Here is an 18,527-nt window from a genome sequence, read left to right as displayed (position 1 = left end):
TTTAAACGAAATTGAGGGCGGACAAAATCATGTCGATCAGCTTGATGCCGATAAAGGGCAGAATGATGCCGCCCACGCCATACACCAGCAGGTTGCGGCGCAACAGGCTGGCCGCGCCGATGGCCCGGTACTGCACGCCTTTCAGCGCCAGCGGTATCAGCACGACGATGATCAGCGCATTGAAGATCACGGCCGACATGATGGCCGACGAGGGGCTGGCCAGGTGCATGATGTCGAGCGCCTTCAGTTGTGGATATGTACCCACGAAAGCGGCCGGGATGATGGCGAAGTACTTGGCGATGTCGTTCGAAATCGAGAACGTCGTCAGGGAACCGCGCGTCATCAGCATCTGCTTGCCGATTTCAACGATCTCCAGCAGCTTGGTCGGATTCGAATCGAGATCGACCATATTGCCCGCTTCCTTGGCGGCCTGCGTGCCCGAGTTCATGGCCACGGCCACGTCGGCCTGGGCCAGCGCCGGCGCATCGTTGGTGCCGTCGCCCGTCATCGCCACCAGGCGGCCTTCGGACTGGTAGCTGCGGATCAGTTTCAATTTATCTTCCGGCGTCGCTTCGGCCAGGAAATCATCCACGCCCGCTTCGGCAGCGATGGCGGCGGCCGTCAGCTTGTTGTCGCCGGTGATCATGACCGTCTTGATGCCCATGCGGCGCAATTCGGCAAAGCGCTCCTTGATGCCGCCCTTGACGATATCCTTCAGCTCCACCGCGCCCATGATGCGGCCGTCATCGACCACCACCAGCGGCGTGCTGCCGCGGCGCGAGATATCATCGACGGCGCGCGCCACTTCTTCCGGATACGGCAGGCCCAGCGCTTCCACATACTTGCGCACGGAATCGGCCGCGCCCTTGCGTACTTCGCGCACGGTGTGTTCATCGGCGCCAGGAATATCCACGCCGCTCATGCGCGTCTGCGCCGTGAATGGTACGAAGGTGGCGTGCAGGCTGGCCATCTCGCGTTCGCGGATATTGAAACGCTGCTTGGCCAGCACCACGATGCTGCGCCCTTCCGGCGTTTCATCGGCCAGCGAGGCCAGTTGCGCCGCATCGGCCAGCTGCTGTTCCGTCACGCCCGGCGCAGGCACGAAATTCGACGCCTGGCGATTGCCCAGGGTGATGGTGCCCGTTTTATCGAGCAGCAGCACGTCCACGTCGCCGGCCGCTTCCACCGCGCGGCCGGAAGTGGCGATCACATTGGCCTGCATCATGCGGCTCATGCCGGCCACGCCAATGGCCGACAGCAGGCCGCCGATGGTGGTCGGGATCAAACACACCAGCAGCGCGATCAGCACGGTAATGGTAACGGGCGTGCCGCTCTTGGCGGCCGCCACGGCAAACAGGGAATATGGCAGCAAGGTCACGGTGACGATCAGGAACACGATGGACAGGGCCACCAGCAGGATCGTCAGGGCGATTTCATTCGGCGTCTTCTGGCGCTTGGCGCCTTCGACCATGGCGATCATGCGGTCGATGAACGCTTCGCCAGGATTGACGGAAACGCGTACCAGCAGCCAGTCCGACAGCACGCGGGTGCCGCCCGTCACGGCCGAGAAGTCGCCGCCCGATTCACGGATCACGGGCGCCGATTCGCCGGTAATGGCGCTTTCATCGACCGAAGCCACGCCGGCGGTGACTTCACCGTCGGCAGGAATCACGTCGCCCGCTTCGACCAGCACCGTCATGCCCTTGCGCAGGTCGGTGGCTGGCGTCGGCAGCCAGGCCGTGCCGTATTTTGGCGTCTGCATCTTCTTCGCCATCACGGTTTGCTTCAGGGCGCGCAAGGAGGCCGCCTGTGCCTTGCTGCGGCCTTCGGCCAGCGCTTCGGCGAAGTTCGCGAACAGCACGGTAAACCACAGCCACACGGCGACGGCGGCGATGAAGCCGAATGGCGCTTCCCCCTTGCCGATCAGGGCCTGGACCGCCAGCATGGTAGTGATGATGCTGCCCACATAGACCACGAACATCACGGGGCTGCGCCACTGCGTGCGGGGGTCGAGTTTTTTAAACGCATCGACGATGGCGGGGCCTATCAATGCGGAATCAAATAAAGTCAGGCTTTTGCGTGACATGGTAGCCTCTTATTGGGTGAAAAGTTGCAGGTGTTCGATGACGGGGCCCAGGGCCAGCGCCGGAACATAGTTCAACACGCCGACCAGCACGACGACGCCGATCAGCAGCATGATGAACATCGGACCATGCGTGGGCATGGTCCCCGAGTTGGCCGTCAGGCGCTGCTTGCCAGCGAGCGAACCAGCGACGGCCAGCACCGGCACGATCACGGCAAAACGTCCGAACCACATGGCAATCGCCAGCATCACGTTATAGAACGGCGTGTTGGCAGACAGGCCGGCAAACGCGCTGCCATTGTTATTCGCAGCCGAGGTAAAGGCGTACAGGATTTCCGAAAAACCGTGCGCGCCAGGATTGGCCACGCCTGCCGTGCCGGCATCGACCATCACGGCAATCGCGGTACCGGTCAGCACCAGGGCAGGCGTCACCAGGATGGCCAGCGACACCATCTTCATTTCATAGGCCTGGATTTTCTTGCCCAGGTATTCAGGCGTACGGCCGATCATCAGGCCGGCGATAAACACGGCCAGGATGGCGAACATCAGCATGCCGTACAAGCCCGTGCCCACGCCGCCGAAGATCACTTCGCCGAACTGCATCAGCAGCAGCGGCACCATGCCGCCCAAGGGCATGTAGGAATCGTGCATGGAGTTGACGGCGCCGCAGGAAGCCGCCGTCGTGATGGCAGCGAACAGGGTCGACGAGCTGATGCCGAAACGGGTTTCCTTGCCTTCCATATTGCCGCCCGATTGCAGGCTGCTTTGCTGTTGGTCCACGCCCAGGGTTTGCAGCGCAGGATTGGCTTGCTGTTCCGCGCTCATCACGCCTGCCGTCAGGGCGACGAAGATCAGGGTCATGGCGGCGATCACGGCCCAGCCCTGGCGCATGTCGCCGACCATGCGGCCAAAGGTGAAGCACAGGCCGGCCGGGATCAGGAAAATCGCCAGCATCTGCAGGAAATTCGACATCACGCTCGGATTTTCATACGGGTGGGCGGAATTGGCGTTGAAGAAGCCGCCGCCGTTGGTGCCCAGCATCTTGATCGACTCTTGCGAGGCGACCGGGCCCATGGCGATCGTCTGCGTCTTGGCCACTTGCGCTTCCATCACCGGTTTGCCGGCGGCGTCGAGCACAGGCTGACCATCGGCCGTGGTTTTTGGCGTTTCATACGCCACCTGGTCGAGCAGGGTCACTTCCTTGTACGGCGAAAAATTCTGGATCACGCCTTCGCCCATGAACACCACGGACAAGGCCAGCGACAGCGGCAGCAAGATGTACAGGGTGGAGCGCACCAGGTCGACCCAGAAATTGCCGATCGATTTGCTCGAGCGCGAGGAAAAGCCACGGATCAGGGCAAAGATCACGGCGATGCCGGTGGCAGCCGAAAAGAAGTTCTGGCAGGCCAGGCCCAGCATCTGCGTCAGGTAGCTCATGGCCTGTTCGCCGCTGTAACCCTGCCAGTTGGTGTTGGCCACGAAGCTGACGGCGGTATCGAACGAGGAGTCGGGGGTAATCGCAGGCAGGCCCTGCGGATTGAACGGCAGCAGGTCTTGCAAACGCTGCAGGCCGTACACGAAGAAGGCGCCCAGGGTGTTGAAGACGATCAGGGCGATGGCATAGCCTTTCCAGCCCATGGCCTTGTCGTTTGACAGCCCCGCCCAGCGGTACAGCAGGTTTTCACATTTCTGCAGCCAGGCCAGGCCAGGCACGGGCGCGTCGCCAGCCACCCTGGCCATGTACAGGCCCAGCGGATACGCCAGGGCCAGCAGCACCACCAGGAACAGCACCAGTAACAGTATCGATTGGGTCGTCATCACAGCTCCTCCGCCTTGAGCAGCGCTACCAGCAGATACACGAGCAAGCCGGCCGACACCACGGCGCCCAGTACATAAAATGCGTTCATTTCACGCTCCCTAATTTGTCGCAGGCGATGGCGAAACCCGCCACCACCACGCAAAACACGGCAATCAAGCCGATATAGACGATATCCATTCCCACCCTCACTCAGGTTTGTGTTGATAAAAACAGGTTAACAAAAAGGGTATAAAAAATTGGTAAAGACTGGGGAGCGCCATGTAAACAACATGTAAAAATCGGGGCTGCAGCGCATATACATCGTGGGATTTGCCCTAGATTAGTACTAAAACATCACGATGCGGCGCACCATTGTTGCCAAGGAGTAGCGCTATTGCTCGCCGATCAAGATAGAATGCGCAAGCGTCCGCACAAGGACGCCATGCCTGCCGCCTGCCCTCCCCCAGTGACGCTGGACGGGATATACTGTATATTCATACAGCTATCGCCGCCGCTGTCATTGCGCCTGCAGCGCGCTGGCCTGGCGTTCCAACCCTTGTCTTTACTTAGCTTGAACACGTATGGCCACTAAAAAACCAGCATCCGACTACAGCGAATCATCCATCCGTGTCCTGAAAGGACTGGAACCGGTCAAGCAGCGCCCGGGGATGTATACCCGCACTGAAAATCCGCTGCATATCATCCAGGAAGTGATCGACAATGCCTCCGATGAGGCGCTGGGCGGCCACTGCACGCACATCGCCGTCACGCAAAACACGGATGGCAGCATCACCGTCGAAGACAATGGCCGCGGCATTCCCGTCGGCCTGCACCCGGAAGAAGGCGTGCCGACGGTGGAAATCGTGTTTACGCGATTGCATGCGGGCGGCAAGTTCGACAAGGGTTCGGGCGGCGCCTACGCGTTCTCGGGCGGCTTGCACGGCGTCGGCGTGTCCGTCACCAATGCGCTGTCCTCGCGCCTGGAAATCACCGTCTGGCGTAAGGAAAGCGACGGCAACGGCTTGCACCACATGGTGTTTGCCGATGGCGACGTGATCGAACCATTGCATTCAAAGCCGGCGCCGCGCGATGGCAAGAAGTCGGGCACGCGCGTGACCGCCTGGCCGAATCCGAAATATTTCGACTCGCCGCAGATTTCGCAAGTTGAGTTGCAACGCCTGCTGCGCTCGAAAGCCGTGCTGCTGCCCGGCGTCACCGTGACCCTGACCAACGCGAAGACGGGCGACACGCAAACCTGGATGTATGCCGAAGGCTTGCGCGGCTACCTGACCGAAGCGCTGGCGCAAACCTCCAGCGGCGAAACCCTGATTCCCCTGTTCGAAGGCGCGCAATACGCCAACGGCGAGAACGACGGTTTTGCCGAAGGCGAAGGCGCCGCCTGGGTGGTGGCGTGGACGGAAGAAGGCGCCATCGTGCGCGAATCGTATGTCAACCTGATTCCCACCTCGAACGGCGGCACGCATGAATCGGGCTTGCGCGAAGGCTTGTTCGGCGCCGTGAAAAACTTCGTCGAAATGCACTCGCTGCTGCCCAAGGGCGTGAAACTGCTGCCCGAAGACGTCTTTGCGCGCGCCTCCTTCGTCTTGTCGGCGAAGGTGCTGGACCCGCAATTCCAGGGCCAGATCAAGGAACGCCTCAATTCGCGCGACGCCGTGAAACTGGTCTCGACCTTTTCCAAGCCGCCGCTGGAACTGTGGCTGAACCAGCACGTCGAATACGGCAAGAAACTGGCCGAACTGGTGATCAAGCAGGCGCAGTCGCGCCAGCGATCGCTGCAAAAAGTGGAAAAGAAAAAATCCTCGGGCGTGGCTGTCTTGCCGGGCAAGCTGACCGATTGCGAATCGTCGGACATCGCGCGCAATGAACTGTTCCTGGTCGAGGGCGACTCGGCGGGCGGTTCGGCCAAGATGGGCCGCGACAAGGAATTCCAGGCCATCCTGCCCCTGCGCGGCAAGGTGCTGAACTCATGGGAAACGGACCGCGACCGCCTGTACGCGAATAACGAGATCCACGATATCGCCGTGGCCATCGGCGTCGATCCGCACACGCATGGCGACACGCCCGACCTGTCGGGCCTGCGCTACGGCAAAATCTGCATCCTGTCGGACGCGGACGTGGATGGCTCGCATATCCAGGTACTGCTGCTGACCCTGTTCTTCAAGCATTTCCCCGCGCTGATCGCCAAGGGCCATATCTGCATCGCCCGTCCGCCGCTGTACCGCGTCGATGCGCCCGCGCGCGGCAAGAAACCGATCCAGAAAATCTACGCGCTCGACGACGGCGAACTGCTGGCCATCGAAGACAAGCTGCGCAAGGAAGGCGTGAAACCGGGCGCCTGGGCGATTTCCCGCTTCAAGGGTCTGGGCGAGATGAACGCCGAGCAGTTGTGGGAAACCACCATGAATCCGGACACGCGCCGCCTGCTGCCCGTGACCCTGGGCGAAGTCGACCACATGGCCTCGGCCGCCCGCTTCAATATGCTGATGGGTAAAGGCGAAGCGGCCGGACGCCGCGCCTGGATCGAAGAACACGGCAATGAGGCGGAGGCGGATATCTGATGATCATCGGTATCGACCTCGGCACCACCAACAGCCTGGCCGCCATCTGGCGCGACGGCAAGGCTTCCATCATCCCCAACGCACTCGGTGAACACCTGACGCCGTCGTGCGTCAGCATCGACGAAGACGGCACCGTGCTGGTGGGACGCGCCGCGCGCGAGCGCCTGCAGACGCACCCGCAGCTGACGGCGTCGGTCTTCAAGCGCTATATGGGCAGCGAAAAGAAAATCACGCTCGGCACGCAGCAATTCCGCCCGGAAGAACTGTCGTCGATGGTGCTGCGCGCGCTGAAGGAAGATGCGGAAGCCTTTCTCGGCCACCCGGTCGAGGAAGCCATCATCACCGTGCCAGCGTATTTCAGCGATGCCCAGCGCAAGGCCACGCGCATCGCCGGACAGCTGGCAGGCTTGCGCGTGGAACGGCTGCTGAACGAACCGACGGCCGCCGCACTGGCTTACGGCATCCGCGACAAGGAACAGGAAAGCAAGTTTCTCGTCTTCGACCTGGGTGGCGGCACCTTTGACGTCTCGATCCTGGAACTGTTCGAAGGCGTGATGGAAGTGCGCGCCTCGGCCGGTGACAATTTCCTCGGTGGCGAGGATTTCGTCAGCGTGCTGGTCGACGCCTTTTTGGAAGAAAGCGGCTTACGCAGCGCTGCCGGCAGCCGATTGTTCGATGCGCGCCAGCAGCAGTTGCTGCGCGACGAGGCGGAGCGGGTAAAGCGCCTGCTGTCCGAGCAGCCGACAGCGCGCATGAGCACGCGTTATCAGGATAAAGACTATCACTGGGAAATCAGCGAAGACAAACTGGCGCAGTTGTGCGAACCGCTGCTGGCCCGCTTGCGCGTGCCGGTGGAACGGGCGCTGCGCGACGCCACCATCCGCGCCTCGGAACTCGATGAAGTAGTGCTGGCCGGCGGCGCCACGCGCATGCCGCTGGTACGCAAACTGGTCTCGCGCATGTTTGGCCGCTTCCCCGCCATCCACCTGGACCCGGATGAAGCCGTGGCCCTGGGCGCGGCCGTGCAGGCAGGCCTGAAGATGCGCGACGCGGCCCTCGATGAAGTGGTGATGACAGATGTGGCGCCATACTCATTGGGCATCGGCATCTCGCGCCAGGTGGGACCGAACCAGTATGAGGGCGGCCACTACATGCCCATCATCGAGCGCAACTCGGTGGTGCCCGTCTCGCGCACGGAAAACATCACCACCATTTACGATAACCAGAAAGAGATCAATGTAACGATCTACCAGGGCGAATCGCGGATGGTGGCCGACAACGTCTTCCTGGGAAAAATCACCTTCCCGATACCGCCCAAAAAGGCCGGTGAGGTAGGCATCGACGTGCGCTTTACCTATGACATCAGCGGCGTGCTGGAAGCGGAAGCGACGGTACTGGCCACGCAGGAACGCCACAAGATGGTCATCAGCGACAACACGGGCGTGATGACGCCGGAACAGATCGAACAGCGCTTCCTTGAGCTGGCCGACCTGAAGATCCATCCGCGCGAGCAGCTCGAAAACCGCACCCTGATTTCACGCGCCGACCGCCTGTACGAACAGTCGCTGGGCGATGTGCGCAATTACCTGGCGCATCATACGGCCAACTTCCAGGCTGCGCTGGAGACACAGGACCCGAACACCATCCGCAAATCGCGGCAGGTGCTCGATGAAGCACTGCGGCAGGTTGAAAGCGAAAGTTTTCTGTAAATGAACGACGGCATGCATCAGGGACAGCGCAGCCTGTGGGATATCCTCGGCACGGAGCCTACCAGCGACGAGCGCGCCATCAAGCGCGCTTATGCCAAGCAGCTGAAAGTTACGCGGCCCGATGACGACCCGGCCGCCTTCCAGCAATTGCGCGACGCGTATGAGTTCGCGCTGCGCCATGCGCCCATGTTTGCCGCGCAGTGGCAGGAACAAGCGCAGCAAGCAGAGACAACGGCGCCCGCCAAGCCGACGCTGGAAAGCGAACCGGCCGCTGTCCAGCCAGCACCGGCAGCGCCGGCCGAACTGTGGGGCGTGGTCGCACAGGAAGACGCGCCCGCAATAGAGACACCAGCAGCGCCCGAAAAATGGGACGGCGGCGTACACGATCCCATCGAAGAGGCGAACGCCCAGTGGCAGGCCTTCCTGGTGCGAGCCCGGCATGACGATCCGCACGCAGTGCTGCGCGACTTCCTGCAACGTTCAGAACTGCTCAACCTCGACGTGCGCGAAGAGTTCGAACTGTGCGCACTGCACTACTGCGCCAGCGCGGACTACGACATCGCCATCCGAGGCTCCCTGTTCGACAGCTTCGGCTGGAATGCAGGCCATGCCTTTTTAGCCCGCCACCACCCGGAGCTGATGCACAACGCCATGGCGCGCTACCGGGCCGACCGTTCCTACGCCCTGTTCCTGGACAACCGCGACCGGCATCGCGGCATCGCCTGCCTGCTGTCGCAACAGCCCCCATCGGCTTACGGGCGCCAGCTGTTCGACCAGGCGTTTACGGAGGAGGTCAAGGATTTGCTGCAGACGGTACGCTGGCACCACCCGGAAATGCTGGTCTACAAACTCGATGGAGATCTGTTTCAACGCTGGGAACACGCTGTCCATACCAAGCGCTATTTCAAGGAAACGGCCCTCACCTCGATAGGCCTGGGCTGCGCTCTCAATTTCATGCTGGCGACCATTGCCGGCGTAGGCCGCCTGCCGCTGCTGCAGCCGCAATGGGCCAATTTACTGCTTTGCCAGGCGCTGGCTTTTGCGCTGATGGCGATGCATGCCTTCAAATGGCCTGCTCCGCTATTCGCGCGCTGGCAATCACTGAAAGAACGCAGTGTCGAAAGCCTGCCTTTCTTGCGCGAACGGCCAGGCCTGCTGCACCTGGGATGGATAGTACCGTTCCTGGTCGTCGGCGTACTGTACTTCATACCGTCGCCAGGCAGCACCCTGCGCACCGCCACTGCCAGCGGCTTATGCTTCGCCACCCTGCTCGCCGGCGCCGCAAGCCGCTCACTACTGACTGGCAGACAATTGCTGTACACCATAGGGCTGACCTTGTTTTCCACCCTGATCATCATGGGTAACGGCACGTCTGCCGTGAACGGCAACGAAGGCATGATGCTGTCATTCTGCGCGCTGATGCTGGCCATCCGCGCCAAGGAAGGGCTGTATGCTGCATGCGGCGGCACCGTAGCGATGCTGCCCTGGCTGCGCATGGCATGGATCGTCGTGTGCATCGCCTTGATACTGGAACTGTATCTGCATCTGTTGCCTGCCGCCCTGCTCGGCGCAGCGCTGTTTGCCTGGTCTTGCATCGGCATGCTGCTCGCACCCTGTGAGTTCACCGTGAAGGCAGGCTGGCCTGTGGCGCTGGCGCCTGCCATCACCTCTTTCATACTGGTCCATCAGCAGGACGCCGGGCAAATGCAGCCGCTGCTGCGCCTGGCCATCGTCCTGGCGCTAGCAGTACTGTACTTCACCGTACGCAGTATCTATCAGTCGTACCGCATGTCCTTGTCCCAACCCGGGCTGTCATAATCAGCGCCATACGTTCAACCGCAACCATTTAAATTACTGAAACCCGCACCATGTCCACACAAACCAATTTATTTGACGATGCCCAGCCTGAGCCCATCGAGCCGGATGAACCGGTGTTCGATGGCGAAGCGCTGACCCTCTCTACTTTCGCCGAGCGCGCCTATCTCGATTACGCCATCTCGGTGGTCAAGGGCCGCGCCCTGCCCGACGTCTGCGACGGCCAGAAGCCGGTGCAGCGCCGCATCCTGTATGCGATGAATGAGCTGGGATTGAATGCCACGGCGAAGCCGCGCAAATCGGCGGCGGTGGTCGGCGACGTGCTGGGCAAGCTGCATCCGCACGGCGACCAGTCCGTGTACGACGCGCTGGTGCGCATGGCGCAAGACTTCTCGCTGCGTTATCCGCTGATCGATGGCCAGGGTAACTTCGGCTCGCGCGACGGCGACGGCGCGGCGGCGATGCGCTACACGGAAGCGCGTCTGACCCCGATCGCCAAATTGCTGATGGATGAAATCGGCATGGGCACGGTGGATTTCCAGCCCAACTACGACGGTTCGACGGAAGAACCAAAGCTGCTGCCGGCACGTCTGCCGATGGTGCTGCTCAATGGCGCTTCCGGTATCGCCGTCGGCCTGGCGACGGAAATCCCGTCGCACAACCTGACGGAAGTGGCCAAGGCGGCTGTCGCCATGATCCGCGATCCCAAGATCACGCACGCCGAACTGATGGCCATCATGCCTGGCCCCGATTTCCCGGGCGGCGGCCAGATCATCACCCCGCCATCGCAAATCCAGGACATGTATGCGAGCGGCCGTGGCAGCATGAAGGTGCGCGCGCGCTGGAAGATCGAAGAGCTGGCGCGCGGCCAGTGGCAAGCCGTGGTGACGGAACTGCCACCGGGTACCTCGTCGCAAAAAGTGCTCGAGGAAATCGAAGAGCTGACCAATCCGAAAATTAAACTGGGCAAAAAGGCGTTGTCGCCGGAACAGGTGGCCCTGAAGGCGCTGATCCTCAATTCGCTCGACACCATCCGCGACGAATCGGGCCGCGCTGCGCCGGTGCGCCTGGTGTTCGAGCCGAAATCGAAGAACCAGGACCAGAACGAATTCATGCTGATGCTGCTGGCGCATACTTCGCTGGAATCATCGACCTCGATCAACCTGGTGATGATAGGCGGCGATGGCCGTCCGCGCCAGAAGGGCCTGGGCGACATCCTGCGCGAGTGGATCGATTTCCGCTTCGAAACGGTGACGCGCCGTACCGGCTACAAACTGGGCAAGGTCAGGGACCGCATCCATATCCTGGAAGGCCGCGAAGCCATCCTGCTCAATATCGACAAGGTGATCCACATCATCCGCAATTCGGATGAGCCGAAAGCGGCCCTGATCGAAGCATTCAACTTGTCCGAACGCCAGGCCGACGACATCCTGGAAATCCGCTTGCGCCAGCTGGCGCGCCTGGAAACCATCAAGATCCAGCAAGAGCTGGCCGAATTACGCAAGGAAGAAAAGACCCTGCAAGACCTGCTCGACAACCCGGGCTCGATGAAGCGCGCCATCATCCGCGAAATCGAAGCCGATGCAAAACAGTTCGGCGATGCGCGCCGCACCCTGATTGAGGAAGCGCAAAAAGCCGTCGCCGAACAAAAAGTCGTCGATGAACCGGTGACCGTGATCATTTCGGAAAAAGGCTGGGTGCGCGCGCGTACCGGCATCGGCCACGATGCGGCGCAATTCACCTTCAAGGCGGGCGATTCCCTGCACGGCGCCTTCGAATGCCGCACGGTCGACACCCTGCTGGGCTTCGGCAACAACGGCAAGATATACTCGGTACCCGTCTCGGCGCTACCCAACGCGCGCGGCGATGGCGTGCCGATCACGACCCTGGTCGACCTGAGCGGCGGCACGCCCGGCAACGCCATCCGCATCCTGCATTACTTCGCGGGCAATGGCGCCACCAACCTGATGCTGGCCTCCAACGCCGGCTATGGCTTCATCGCCAAGGCGGCCGATATGGCCAGCCGTTTGAAGGGCGGGAAATCGTTCATCACCCTGGACGACGGCGACCTGCCGCTCGAACCAAAAGTGATTCCTGATGCGGCCAGCGCCCTGGCTTGCGTCACTGACAGCGCACGCCTGCTGGTGTTCGGCCTCGATGAAATGAAAACCCTGTCCAAGGGTGGCACCGGCGTCAAGCTGATGGAACTGGAAGGCAAGGACAAATTGCTGGCAGTGCAGCCGATCACCCAGCGCGGCGTGGTGGTGTCGGGCATCGGCCGGGGAGCGAAACCGCAAGATGTCACGCTGGGTGCTACCGCTCTCGCCGAGCACTTCGGCAAGCGCGCGAAGAAAGGCAAGCCATTGGCATCCAAGCTGAAACCGCAGAAAATGACGGCGATAGGCTAGTCTCATCACTGAAAAAAGACAGGCTCGCCTGTCTTTTTTTTCGCCTGCCGCCATCAAGGCCAGGCTCTTTCAATGCCGCGCCAGCCTGAGGATATCGGTCGCCGCTTCGACAATTTCAATCACCTCTTGCGGCGCCTCTGGCGTGCCAGCCAAGGCATAACGGTTCATGCCCAAGGGGATCAGCGCGGTAGCTGGCCCCGCACGGGGCCGGTCATCGGGACCGGGCACCATGCTAGTCAGCATTCCGGCACCGTTGGCGGCAGCGTCGAAATCAAGCACCTTGCGCCCCTTGCGGCTGGGTGGGAAGACAAACGTGGCCGTGGGCCGGTACACCTCGATACCGGCGCCATCTTCCTCGAACGAATGCGTCCAGCTGCCGCTGGGCAGTACTCTTGTCATGCCGTGCATGCCGTCTCCTTCGCTTAAAAACACGATATTACGCCGCCCAGGTTTTCATAGCCGCTCACGGACGGCGACCATGCCGTGCCATTCCACGCCTTGTGGAACAGCGCGCCGTTCGTGCCCCTGACGAATACGTCCAGGCGATTTGCGGCCCAGGCCGTGGCGCGCGGGCGCGATGTGCAAATACCGCCGAGGTTTTCAAAGCCCGTCAGCGAGGGCGACCAGGCCGTGCCGTTCCACGCCTTGTGATACAGCGCGCTATCGGTGCCGATGACGAACAGGTCGAGCCGGTTGGCCGCCCACGACACGGCTTCCACTTCACCCACGCAGATGCCGCCCAGGCGCTCGTAGCCATCGACCGATGGCCCCCATTTCGCGCCATCCCACCACTTGTGGTACAGCGCGCCATCGGTGCCCGTGACAAACACGTCAAGCCGGTTCGCCCCCCAGGCCACGACCTTCGGCGACGAAGTGCAGATACCTCCCAGCCGTTCATAGCCCGTCAGCGATGGTCCCCAGGCCGTGCCATCCCACCACTTGTGATACAGGGCGCGATCCGTGCCGATGACAAACACGTCGAGGCGGTTCGGTCCCCACGCCACCGCTTCGGGCTGACCCAGGCAGATGCCGCCCATCGCTTCGTAGCCGGTCACCGACGGTCCCCAGGCCGAGCCATTCCACCACTTGTGATACAGGGCGCGGTCCGTGCCGACGACAAACACGTCGAGGCGGTTCGGTCCCCAGGCCACGGCGCGCGGATCGCCCAGACACAAGCCGCCCAGCGCTTCATAACCGGTCAGCGATGGCCCCCAGGCCGAGCCATTCCACCATTTGTGATACAAGCCGCTATCGCTGCCCGTGACGAACACATCGAGCCGGTTCAGTCCCCACGACACCGCTTGCGGCGCGCTGGTCACGATGCCGCCCTGCGCTTCATAGCCGGTGACGGACGGCGCCCACGCCGTGCCATTCCAGGCCTTGTGATACAGCGCGCTGTCGGTACCCACCACGAAGACGTCGAGGCGATTGGCGCCCCAGGCGACCACGGGCGATGAGCTCTGGCGCGGCGTAACGCCGGTACCGCCGCCTGCCGCCGTGCCGATGCTGGCGCGCGGGCCATCGAGGCAAGCCTGCATGCGCGCCACCTGGCCGGCCGTGAACATGAACATGGCCGGGTCATCCACGTAATCCATGTAATTCATGAACATGTCGCCATTCGGCCCGTTATTGCAGGATACATGCGGGAACGAAGGCGTACCCGTGTTCGCGCCGCCCTGGTTGGGCGTATCGGCCACGTTGTCGGTACCCGTGCAGCCAGTGCCATCGTCGCCCCAGATATGGTTCAGGTTCAGCCAGTGCCCCACTTCATGCGTGGCCGTGCGGCCCAGGTGGAAAGGCGGCGCCGCCGTGCCGATGGTGCCGAAGGCCGACTGCAATATCACCACGCCGTCGGTGGCGGCCGGGCCACCGGGAAACTGCGCATAACCGAGCAAGCCGCCGCCCAACTGGCAGACCCAGATATTGAGGTAGGTATCGGCCGGCCAGGCATTCATGCCGCCTGTCGCTTGCGACTTGACGGCGTCATCGGCGCCAAACGAGGTGACGCTGGTCTGGCGCCGCTCGATGCCGCTGGTGGCCGCGCCATGGGGATCGACCATGGCCAGCGCGAATTCCACGCGCGCGTCGGCCGTCAACGGCAAGAAGGGGGCCGGCGTATTGGCCACATCCGTGTTGGCATGCCGGTAGTCGCGGTTCAGTACATCGATCTGGCTGGCCACCTGCGCATCCGAGATATTCTGCGCCGCCGTATTCCACACCACGTGCACCACCACCGGTATGGTGGTCACGCCAGAACGGGCAGCAAGCCCTTGGTCGCCCTCATACAGGCCGGCCAGGTTTTCGATCTCGTCGCGCACGCGCGCATAGGCCGGGTCTTCGTTCAGCAGGCGGCGATACACCGTCATGGTGGCGCAGGTGCGTACCTGCGGCGTGCCGCCTCCCTGGCCATTGCCTCCATCGCCGCCACCGCCCCCCATGCCGGCGCCACCGCCTGCGCCGCCCATGCCGCTGCCATTACCCGTGTTCATGCAACTGGAACCCATATCCGGCGCCGTACCGGGCATGCCACCGGCATGGCCGGCTGCCTGGTCGGCGTACGACACGCCCAGACGTTCTTCAACGCCAGCGTTCAGATCACCCTCGATGGGCATATCAGCTATCGTTTGCCGGTCGCCAGAACCGCCGGCCGGTGCTTTTTTCGTTTTGTTGATATTCATGACGTCTCCCTTTCAGTCTGCCTGCCAATTCACTATGGCATGCAGAAAACAGGAGCGTTTGAGGCACATCAACACTGTCTAGCGGAGAACAGTGAAAGCACCGGACGAAAAAAAAGACAGCCGTAGCTGTCTTTGGGATTGCAGGCCGCAGCCTGCGCGTACGAATACGCGCTTACTTGGCGGCGGCCGCCTTGATGTCGGCTTCGGCCTTGGCCTTGGCTTCTTCCGTCTTGGTGGCGGCGAGAGCCTTGTCGGCATTCGCATCGACTTTTTCTTTTGCGACCTTGGCATCCGCTTTCACGGAAGCCTTGCCGGCCTTGGCATCAGCCTTGGCAGCGGTTTTCTCGGCCTTGGCGGCTTCCTTGGCCTGGTCTTCAGGATCGGCTTTCACGACCTTGTCGTGGGCCTTGGCCTTGGTTTTAGCAGCCTTGTGGTGGGCGTCGGCTTTCTTTTCGTTGGCCTTGGCTTGTGCCTTGGCGACGTCTGCGTCAGCATTGGCATCGACCTTGGCTTCCGAAGCGGCAGCCTTGTTGACGTCTTTTTGCGCGGAAGCCTGGGCTTTCGCGACGGCTTCGGTGGCGGGCGCCGTTTGTGCAAAAGCAGCAGTGGCAAACAGGGTGGCGATCAGGGCGGCGAGTAATTTGTTCATGATGTGACCTTTCAATGTCGTTAAAATTATTCTTACCAAAGGCGGGCAAAATGTTCAAAGTTTGCCTGGCACCGCTGTCGTTTTCACGTCCGGCGATGGCATGACTACATCGTAGAGCAAGAAGCAAAACCACACTGTGCGTTAGCCCACGCAAGGGGGAAATATGTTCAGTTGAGCAATTTCCCCTGTGCCATTCAGACAGCCAGCGCCGCGTGCCGGGCGGCCACCCACTCTTCATTGGCCGGCTCCACGCCCACCACGATGCGGCTGTCCGCGCTGGAAATCACGCTGGCGTTGCCTGCATTGGCGGCGCTATCGAGCACGGGGCCAACAAAACCCAGCTCCGCGCAGATGCGCCGGCGCAGTTCTGCACTGTGCTCGCCGATACCGGCCGTAAACACCAGCAGGTCCAGTCCTTTCAATACCGCTGTCAGCGCGCCGATTTCACGCACGATGCGGCGCACATACAGGGCCAGCGCCGCGCGTATGCGCTCGCCCGTCGCATCCTGACGGCCTTCCTGCGCCAGCAGCACGGGCGGGTCGGCCGACACGCCTGAGACGCCCAGCAAGCCCGATTCGTGGTACAGCACATGCGCCACTTTTTCCAGCGACAGCTTCTCGATCTCCATCAGGTAAATCACGGCGCCCGGATCGAGCGCGCCGCAGCGCGTGCCCATCATCAGGCCATCGAGCGCGGAAAAACCCATGGTCGTGCCCACGCTGCGCAGTCCCTCCATCGCGCACAGGCTGGCGCCGCTGCCCAGGTGGGCCACGATCACCTTGCCGCGCGCAACAGGACCGAAGCGCTGCTCCAGCACCAGCGACTGGTATTCGTACGACAGGCCGTGAAAACCATAGCGGCGCAAGCCCCGCTCCCACGCATCGTAGGGCAAGGCCAGCATCTGCTCCACCTGCGGCACCGTATGGTGGAAGGCCGTGTCGAAGCACGCCACCTGGGCGATATCGGGCCGCGATGTCAGCAGCACTTCGATCGCTTCCAGCGCGAAAGGCTGATGCAGGGGCGCGAGCGGGATAAAACTTTTCAGGTCGGCCAGCACGGCGAAATCGATGCGCACAGGAGCGAAATACTTGCTGCCACCGTGCACCACCCTGTGCGCCACGGCCTTCAAGGTGCGCCCGGCCAGCTGGACCAGCACCTGCTCGCGGATAAATTCCAGCGCCGCGTGATGCGGCAGCTGCGGGTCCAGCTGCAAGGCTTGCGGCGGCTGGCCGCCAGCGCGGAAGGTGGCGCTTTCGCGGCCGATGCCTTCCACCTTGCCGCTCCATTCCGGCTGCTGCGGCACGGTGCGGCCGCTGGCTTCGAACAGGGCAAACTTGATGCTGGACGAGCCGCAATTGAGCACCAGGATCAGGGCGTTTTCTGTCGTGCTCATGGTGGCGTGCTCCTGTAATGATGGGCCAGCATCACGGCCAGCGCGCACGACGCGATGCGGCTGGCGCGCGAATCGGCGCGGCTGGTGAGAATGACCGGTATTTTCGCGCCCAGCACGATGCCGGCGCTGTTGGCGTCACCCATGTATTCGAGCTGCTTGGCCAGCATATTGCCGCTTTCCAGGTCCGGCACCAGCAAGATATCGGCGCGCCCCGCCACTTCCGAGACGATGCCCTTCACCGTGGCGGCCGCAATCGAAACGGCGTTGTCAAACGCCAGCGGACCGTCCAGGATTGCGCCCGTGATCTGGCCGCGGTCGGCCATCTTGCACAGGGCTGCCGCATCGACCGTGGCCGGCATGGTCGGATTCACCGTTTCCACGGCGGCCAGGATGGCGACCCTCGGCTGCGCCACCCCGATCACGTGCGCCAGGTCGATGGCGTTGCGCACGATATCGGCCTTGATGTCCAGGGTCGGTGCGATATTGACGGCAGCGTCGGTGATGATGAATGGACGCGGATAGGCGGGCGTCTGCATCAAAAAGCAATGGCTGACCCTGCGCTTGGTGCGCAGCCCGGCGCTGGCCGCCAGGATGGCCGACATCAGTTCATCGGTATGCAGGCTGCCTTTCATCAGCGCTTCCACTTCGCCCTTGCCCGCCAGTTCGGCCCCGCGCGCGGCCGCCGCATGGCTATGCTCGACGTCTTCGATGGCGATGCCTTCCAGCGACAGCCCGGCTGCTGCCGCCACCGCTTCCAGCCGCGCCCGGGGCGCCACCAGCACGGGCGTGATCAAACCTGCAGCATGCGCGTCGAGCGCGCCCGAGAGGCTCAGTTCATCGCAAGGATGGACCACGGCCACCTTGATCGGCCCCAGGGTGCGCGCATGTTCGAGCAGGCGGCGCGTGCCGTCGCCGTTATGCAGCCGCACTTCGGGCAAGGTGGCGCGCGCCCGTTCGATCTGTTCGGCCGGCGCAATCACTTCGGCCTCGCCATCGAGCACCACGGCGCCGTGCTGGTTGACGCAGCGGCAAGCCAGGATCACATGGCGATTGAGCGGTTCCAGCGCCGTCACGGTGACGCGGATATCGAGCGTGTCGCCCACGCGCACGGGCTGCAGGAAGCGCAGGGTCTGGCCCGCATACACGGTGCCGGCGCCGGGCAGGCGCGTGCCCAGCACGGCTGAAATCAGGGCCGCGCCCCACATGCCGTGCGCGATCACGCCCTGGTAGCGGCTGGACGCGGCAAATTCCGGGTCCAGGTGCTGCGGGTTGTCATCACCCGACATCACCGCGAACAGGGCAATGTCGTCGGCGCTCAGGGTGCGCACGATGCTGGCGCTGTCGCCCAGGGCGATCTGTTCGAAAGTGCGGTTGCGCACGACATGCAAATCATCGTCTTTACTGTTAATCATGT

General features: G+C 62.5%; 12 protein-coding genes. 4 read left to right on the top strand and 8 right to left on the bottom strand.

The annotated features are described in order from the left end of the window. Position 1: 1 nt before the first annotated feature. The 3 genes from kdpB to kdpF are packed head-to-tail and all read right to left on the bottom strand — an operon-like array spanning position 2 to position 3,990. The gene (kdpB, locus tag ACL9RI_RS00160) at positions 2 to 2,086 is read right to left on the bottom strand and encodes a potassium-transporting ATPase subunit KdpB (protein WP_422724603.1); all 2,085 of its coding nucleotides are present in this window, start codon (positions 2,084 to 2,086) and stop codon (positions 2 to 4) included. Between the two features lie 9 nt (positions 2,087 to 2,095). Continuing rightward, complete coding sequence (gene kdpA / locus ACL9RI_RS00155) at positions 2,096 to 3,901, bottom strand: potassium-transporting ATPase subunit KdpA (protein WP_422724602.1); 1,806 nt, start codon at positions 3,899 to 3,901, stop codon at positions 2,096 to 2,098. After that, the gene (gene kdpF / locus ACL9RI_RS00150) at positions 3,901 to 3,990 is read right to left on the bottom strand and encodes a K(+)-transporting ATPase subunit F (RefSeq protein ID WP_034746483.1); all 90 of its coding nucleotides are present in this window, start codon (positions 3,988 to 3,990) and stop codon (positions 3,901 to 3,903) included. Before kdpF ends, kdpA begins: the two co-directional genes overlap by 1 nt. A gap of 472 nt (positions 3,991 to 4,462) precedes the next feature. Here kdpF and ACL9RI_RS00145 point away from each other — a divergent pair, with 472 nt between their 5' ends. The 4 genes from ACL9RI_RS00145 to parC are packed head-to-tail and all read left to right on the top strand — an operon-like array spanning position 4,463 to position 12,392. After that, positions 4,463 to 6,460 carry a DNA topoisomerase IV subunit B gene (locus ACL9RI_RS00145; RefSeq protein ID WP_422724601.1) on the top strand — a complete coding sequence of 666 codons (1,998 nt, stop codon included), beginning with the start codon at positions 4,463 to 4,465 and terminating at the stop codon, positions 6,458 to 6,460. Beyond that, complete coding sequence (locus ACL9RI_RS00140; RefSeq protein ID WP_422724600.1) at positions 6,460 to 8,169, top strand: molecular chaperone HscC; 1,710 nt, start codon at positions 6,460 to 6,462, stop codon at positions 8,167 to 8,169. The genes ACL9RI_RS00145 and ACL9RI_RS00140 overlap by 1 nt, the downstream gene beginning before the upstream one ends. A 12-nt stretch (positions 8,170 to 8,181) precedes the next feature. After that, the gene (locus tag ACL9RI_RS00135) at positions 8,182 to 9,987 is read left to right on the top strand and encodes a hypothetical protein (protein WP_422724599.1); all 1,806 of its coding nucleotides are present in this window, start codon (positions 8,182 to 8,184) and stop codon (positions 9,985 to 9,987) included. A 50-nt stretch (positions 9,988 to 10,037) separates the two neighbouring features. Further along, entirely contained in the window at positions 10,038 to 12,392 is a 2,355-nt protein-coding gene (gene parC / locus ACL9RI_RS00130) for a DNA topoisomerase IV subunit A (RefSeq protein ID WP_422724598.1), read from the top strand. A gap of 69 nt (positions 12,393 to 12,461) precedes the next feature. On the opposite strand, the gene ACL9RI_RS00125 is transcribed toward parC, so the two are convergent. From ACL9RI_RS00125 to ACL9RI_RS00105, 5 genes are all read right to left on the bottom strand, one after another. Further along, complete coding sequence (locus ACL9RI_RS00125; RefSeq protein WP_422724597.1) at positions 12,462 to 12,791, bottom strand: hypothetical protein; 330 nt, start codon at positions 12,789 to 12,791, stop codon at positions 12,462 to 12,464. Positions 12,792 to 12,814: 23 nt separating this feature from the next. Next, a complete protein-coding gene (locus ACL9RI_RS00120; protein ID WP_422724596.1) occupies positions 12,815 to 15,070 on the bottom strand; it encodes a M43 family zinc metalloprotease in 2,256 nt (751 codons plus the stop codon). A 172-nt stretch (positions 15,071 to 15,242) separates the two neighbouring features. After that, complete coding sequence (locus tag ACL9RI_RS00115) at positions 15,243 to 15,719, bottom strand: hypothetical protein (RefSeq protein ID WP_422724595.1); 477 nt, start codon at positions 15,717 to 15,719, stop codon at positions 15,243 to 15,245. A gap of 194 nt (positions 15,720 to 15,913) precedes the next feature. Then, positions 15,914 to 17,113, bottom strand: a complete 1,200-nt coding sequence (locus ACL9RI_RS00110) for an acetate/propionate family kinase (RefSeq protein WP_422724594.1) — start codon at positions 17,111 to 17,113, stop codon at positions 15,914 to 15,916. Beyond that, positions 17,110 to 18,525 (bottom strand): bifunctional enoyl-CoA hydratase/phosphate acetyltransferase, encoded by a 1,416-nt coding sequence (locus ACL9RI_RS00105; RefSeq protein WP_422724593.1) that lies wholly within the window; start codon positions 18,523 to 18,525, stop codon positions 17,110 to 17,112. The genes ACL9RI_RS00110 and ACL9RI_RS00105 overlap by 4 nt, the downstream gene beginning before the upstream one ends. Positions 18,526 to 18,527 lie beyond the last annotated feature (2 nt).

This window comes from Janthinobacterium sp. Mn2066 (genome assembly GCF_049319705.1).
Lineage (GTDB): Bacteria > Pseudomonadota > Gammaproteobacteria > Burkholderiales > Burkholderiaceae_D > Janthinobacterium.
Note: the sequence above shows the minus strand (reverse complement) of the source record. Positions and strands in the feature narration are given on the sequence as shown.

What these genes read in the sequence shown, in the direction of transcription:
- kdpB (WP_422724603.1), bottom strand. Translation starts at nt 2,086, where the DNA reads ATGTCACGCAAAAGCCTGACTTTATTTGATTCCGCATTGATAGGCCCC.
- kdpA (WP_422724602.1), bottom strand. Translation starts at nt 3,901, where the DNA reads ATGACGACCCAATCGATACTGTTACTGGTGCTGTTCCTGGTGGTGCTG.
- kdpF (WP_034746483.1), bottom strand. Translation starts at nt 3,990, where the DNA reads ATGAACGCATTTTATGTACTGGGCGCCGTGGTGTCGGCCGGCTTGCTC.
- ACL9RI_RS00145 (WP_422724601.1), top strand. Translation starts at nt 4,463, where the DNA reads ATGGCCACTAAAAAACCAGCATCCGACTACAGCGAATCATCCATCCGT.
- ACL9RI_RS00140 (WP_422724600.1), top strand. Translation starts at nt 6,460, where the DNA reads ATGATCATCGGTATCGACCTCGGCACCACCAACAGCCTGGCCGCCATC.
- ACL9RI_RS00135 (WP_422724599.1), top strand. Translation starts at nt 8,182, where the DNA reads ATGCATCAGGGACAGCGCAGCCTGTGGGATATCCTCGGCACGGAGCCT.
- parC (WP_422724598.1), top strand. Translation starts at nt 10,038, where the DNA reads ATGTCCACACAAACCAATTTATTTGACGATGCCCAGCCTGAGCCCATC.
- ACL9RI_RS00125 (WP_422724597.1), bottom strand. Translation starts at nt 12,791, where the DNA reads ATGACAAGAGTACTGCCCAGCGGCAGCTGGACGCATTCGTTCGAGGAA.
- ACL9RI_RS00120 (WP_422724596.1), bottom strand. Translation starts at nt 15,070, where the DNA reads ATGAATATCAACAAAACGAAAAAAGCACCGGCCGGCGGTTCTGGCGAC.
- ACL9RI_RS00115 (WP_422724595.1), bottom strand. Translation starts at nt 15,719, where the DNA reads ATGAACAAATTACTCGCCGCCCTGATCGCCACCCTGTTTGCCACTGCT.
- ACL9RI_RS00110 (WP_422724594.1), bottom strand. Translation starts at nt 17,113, where the DNA reads ATGAGCACGACAGAAAACGCCCTGATCCTGGTGCTCAATTGCGGCTCG.
- ACL9RI_RS00105 (WP_422724593.1), bottom strand. Translation starts at nt 18,525, where the DNA reads ATGATTAACAGTAAAGACGATGATTTGCATGTCGTGCGCAACCGCACT.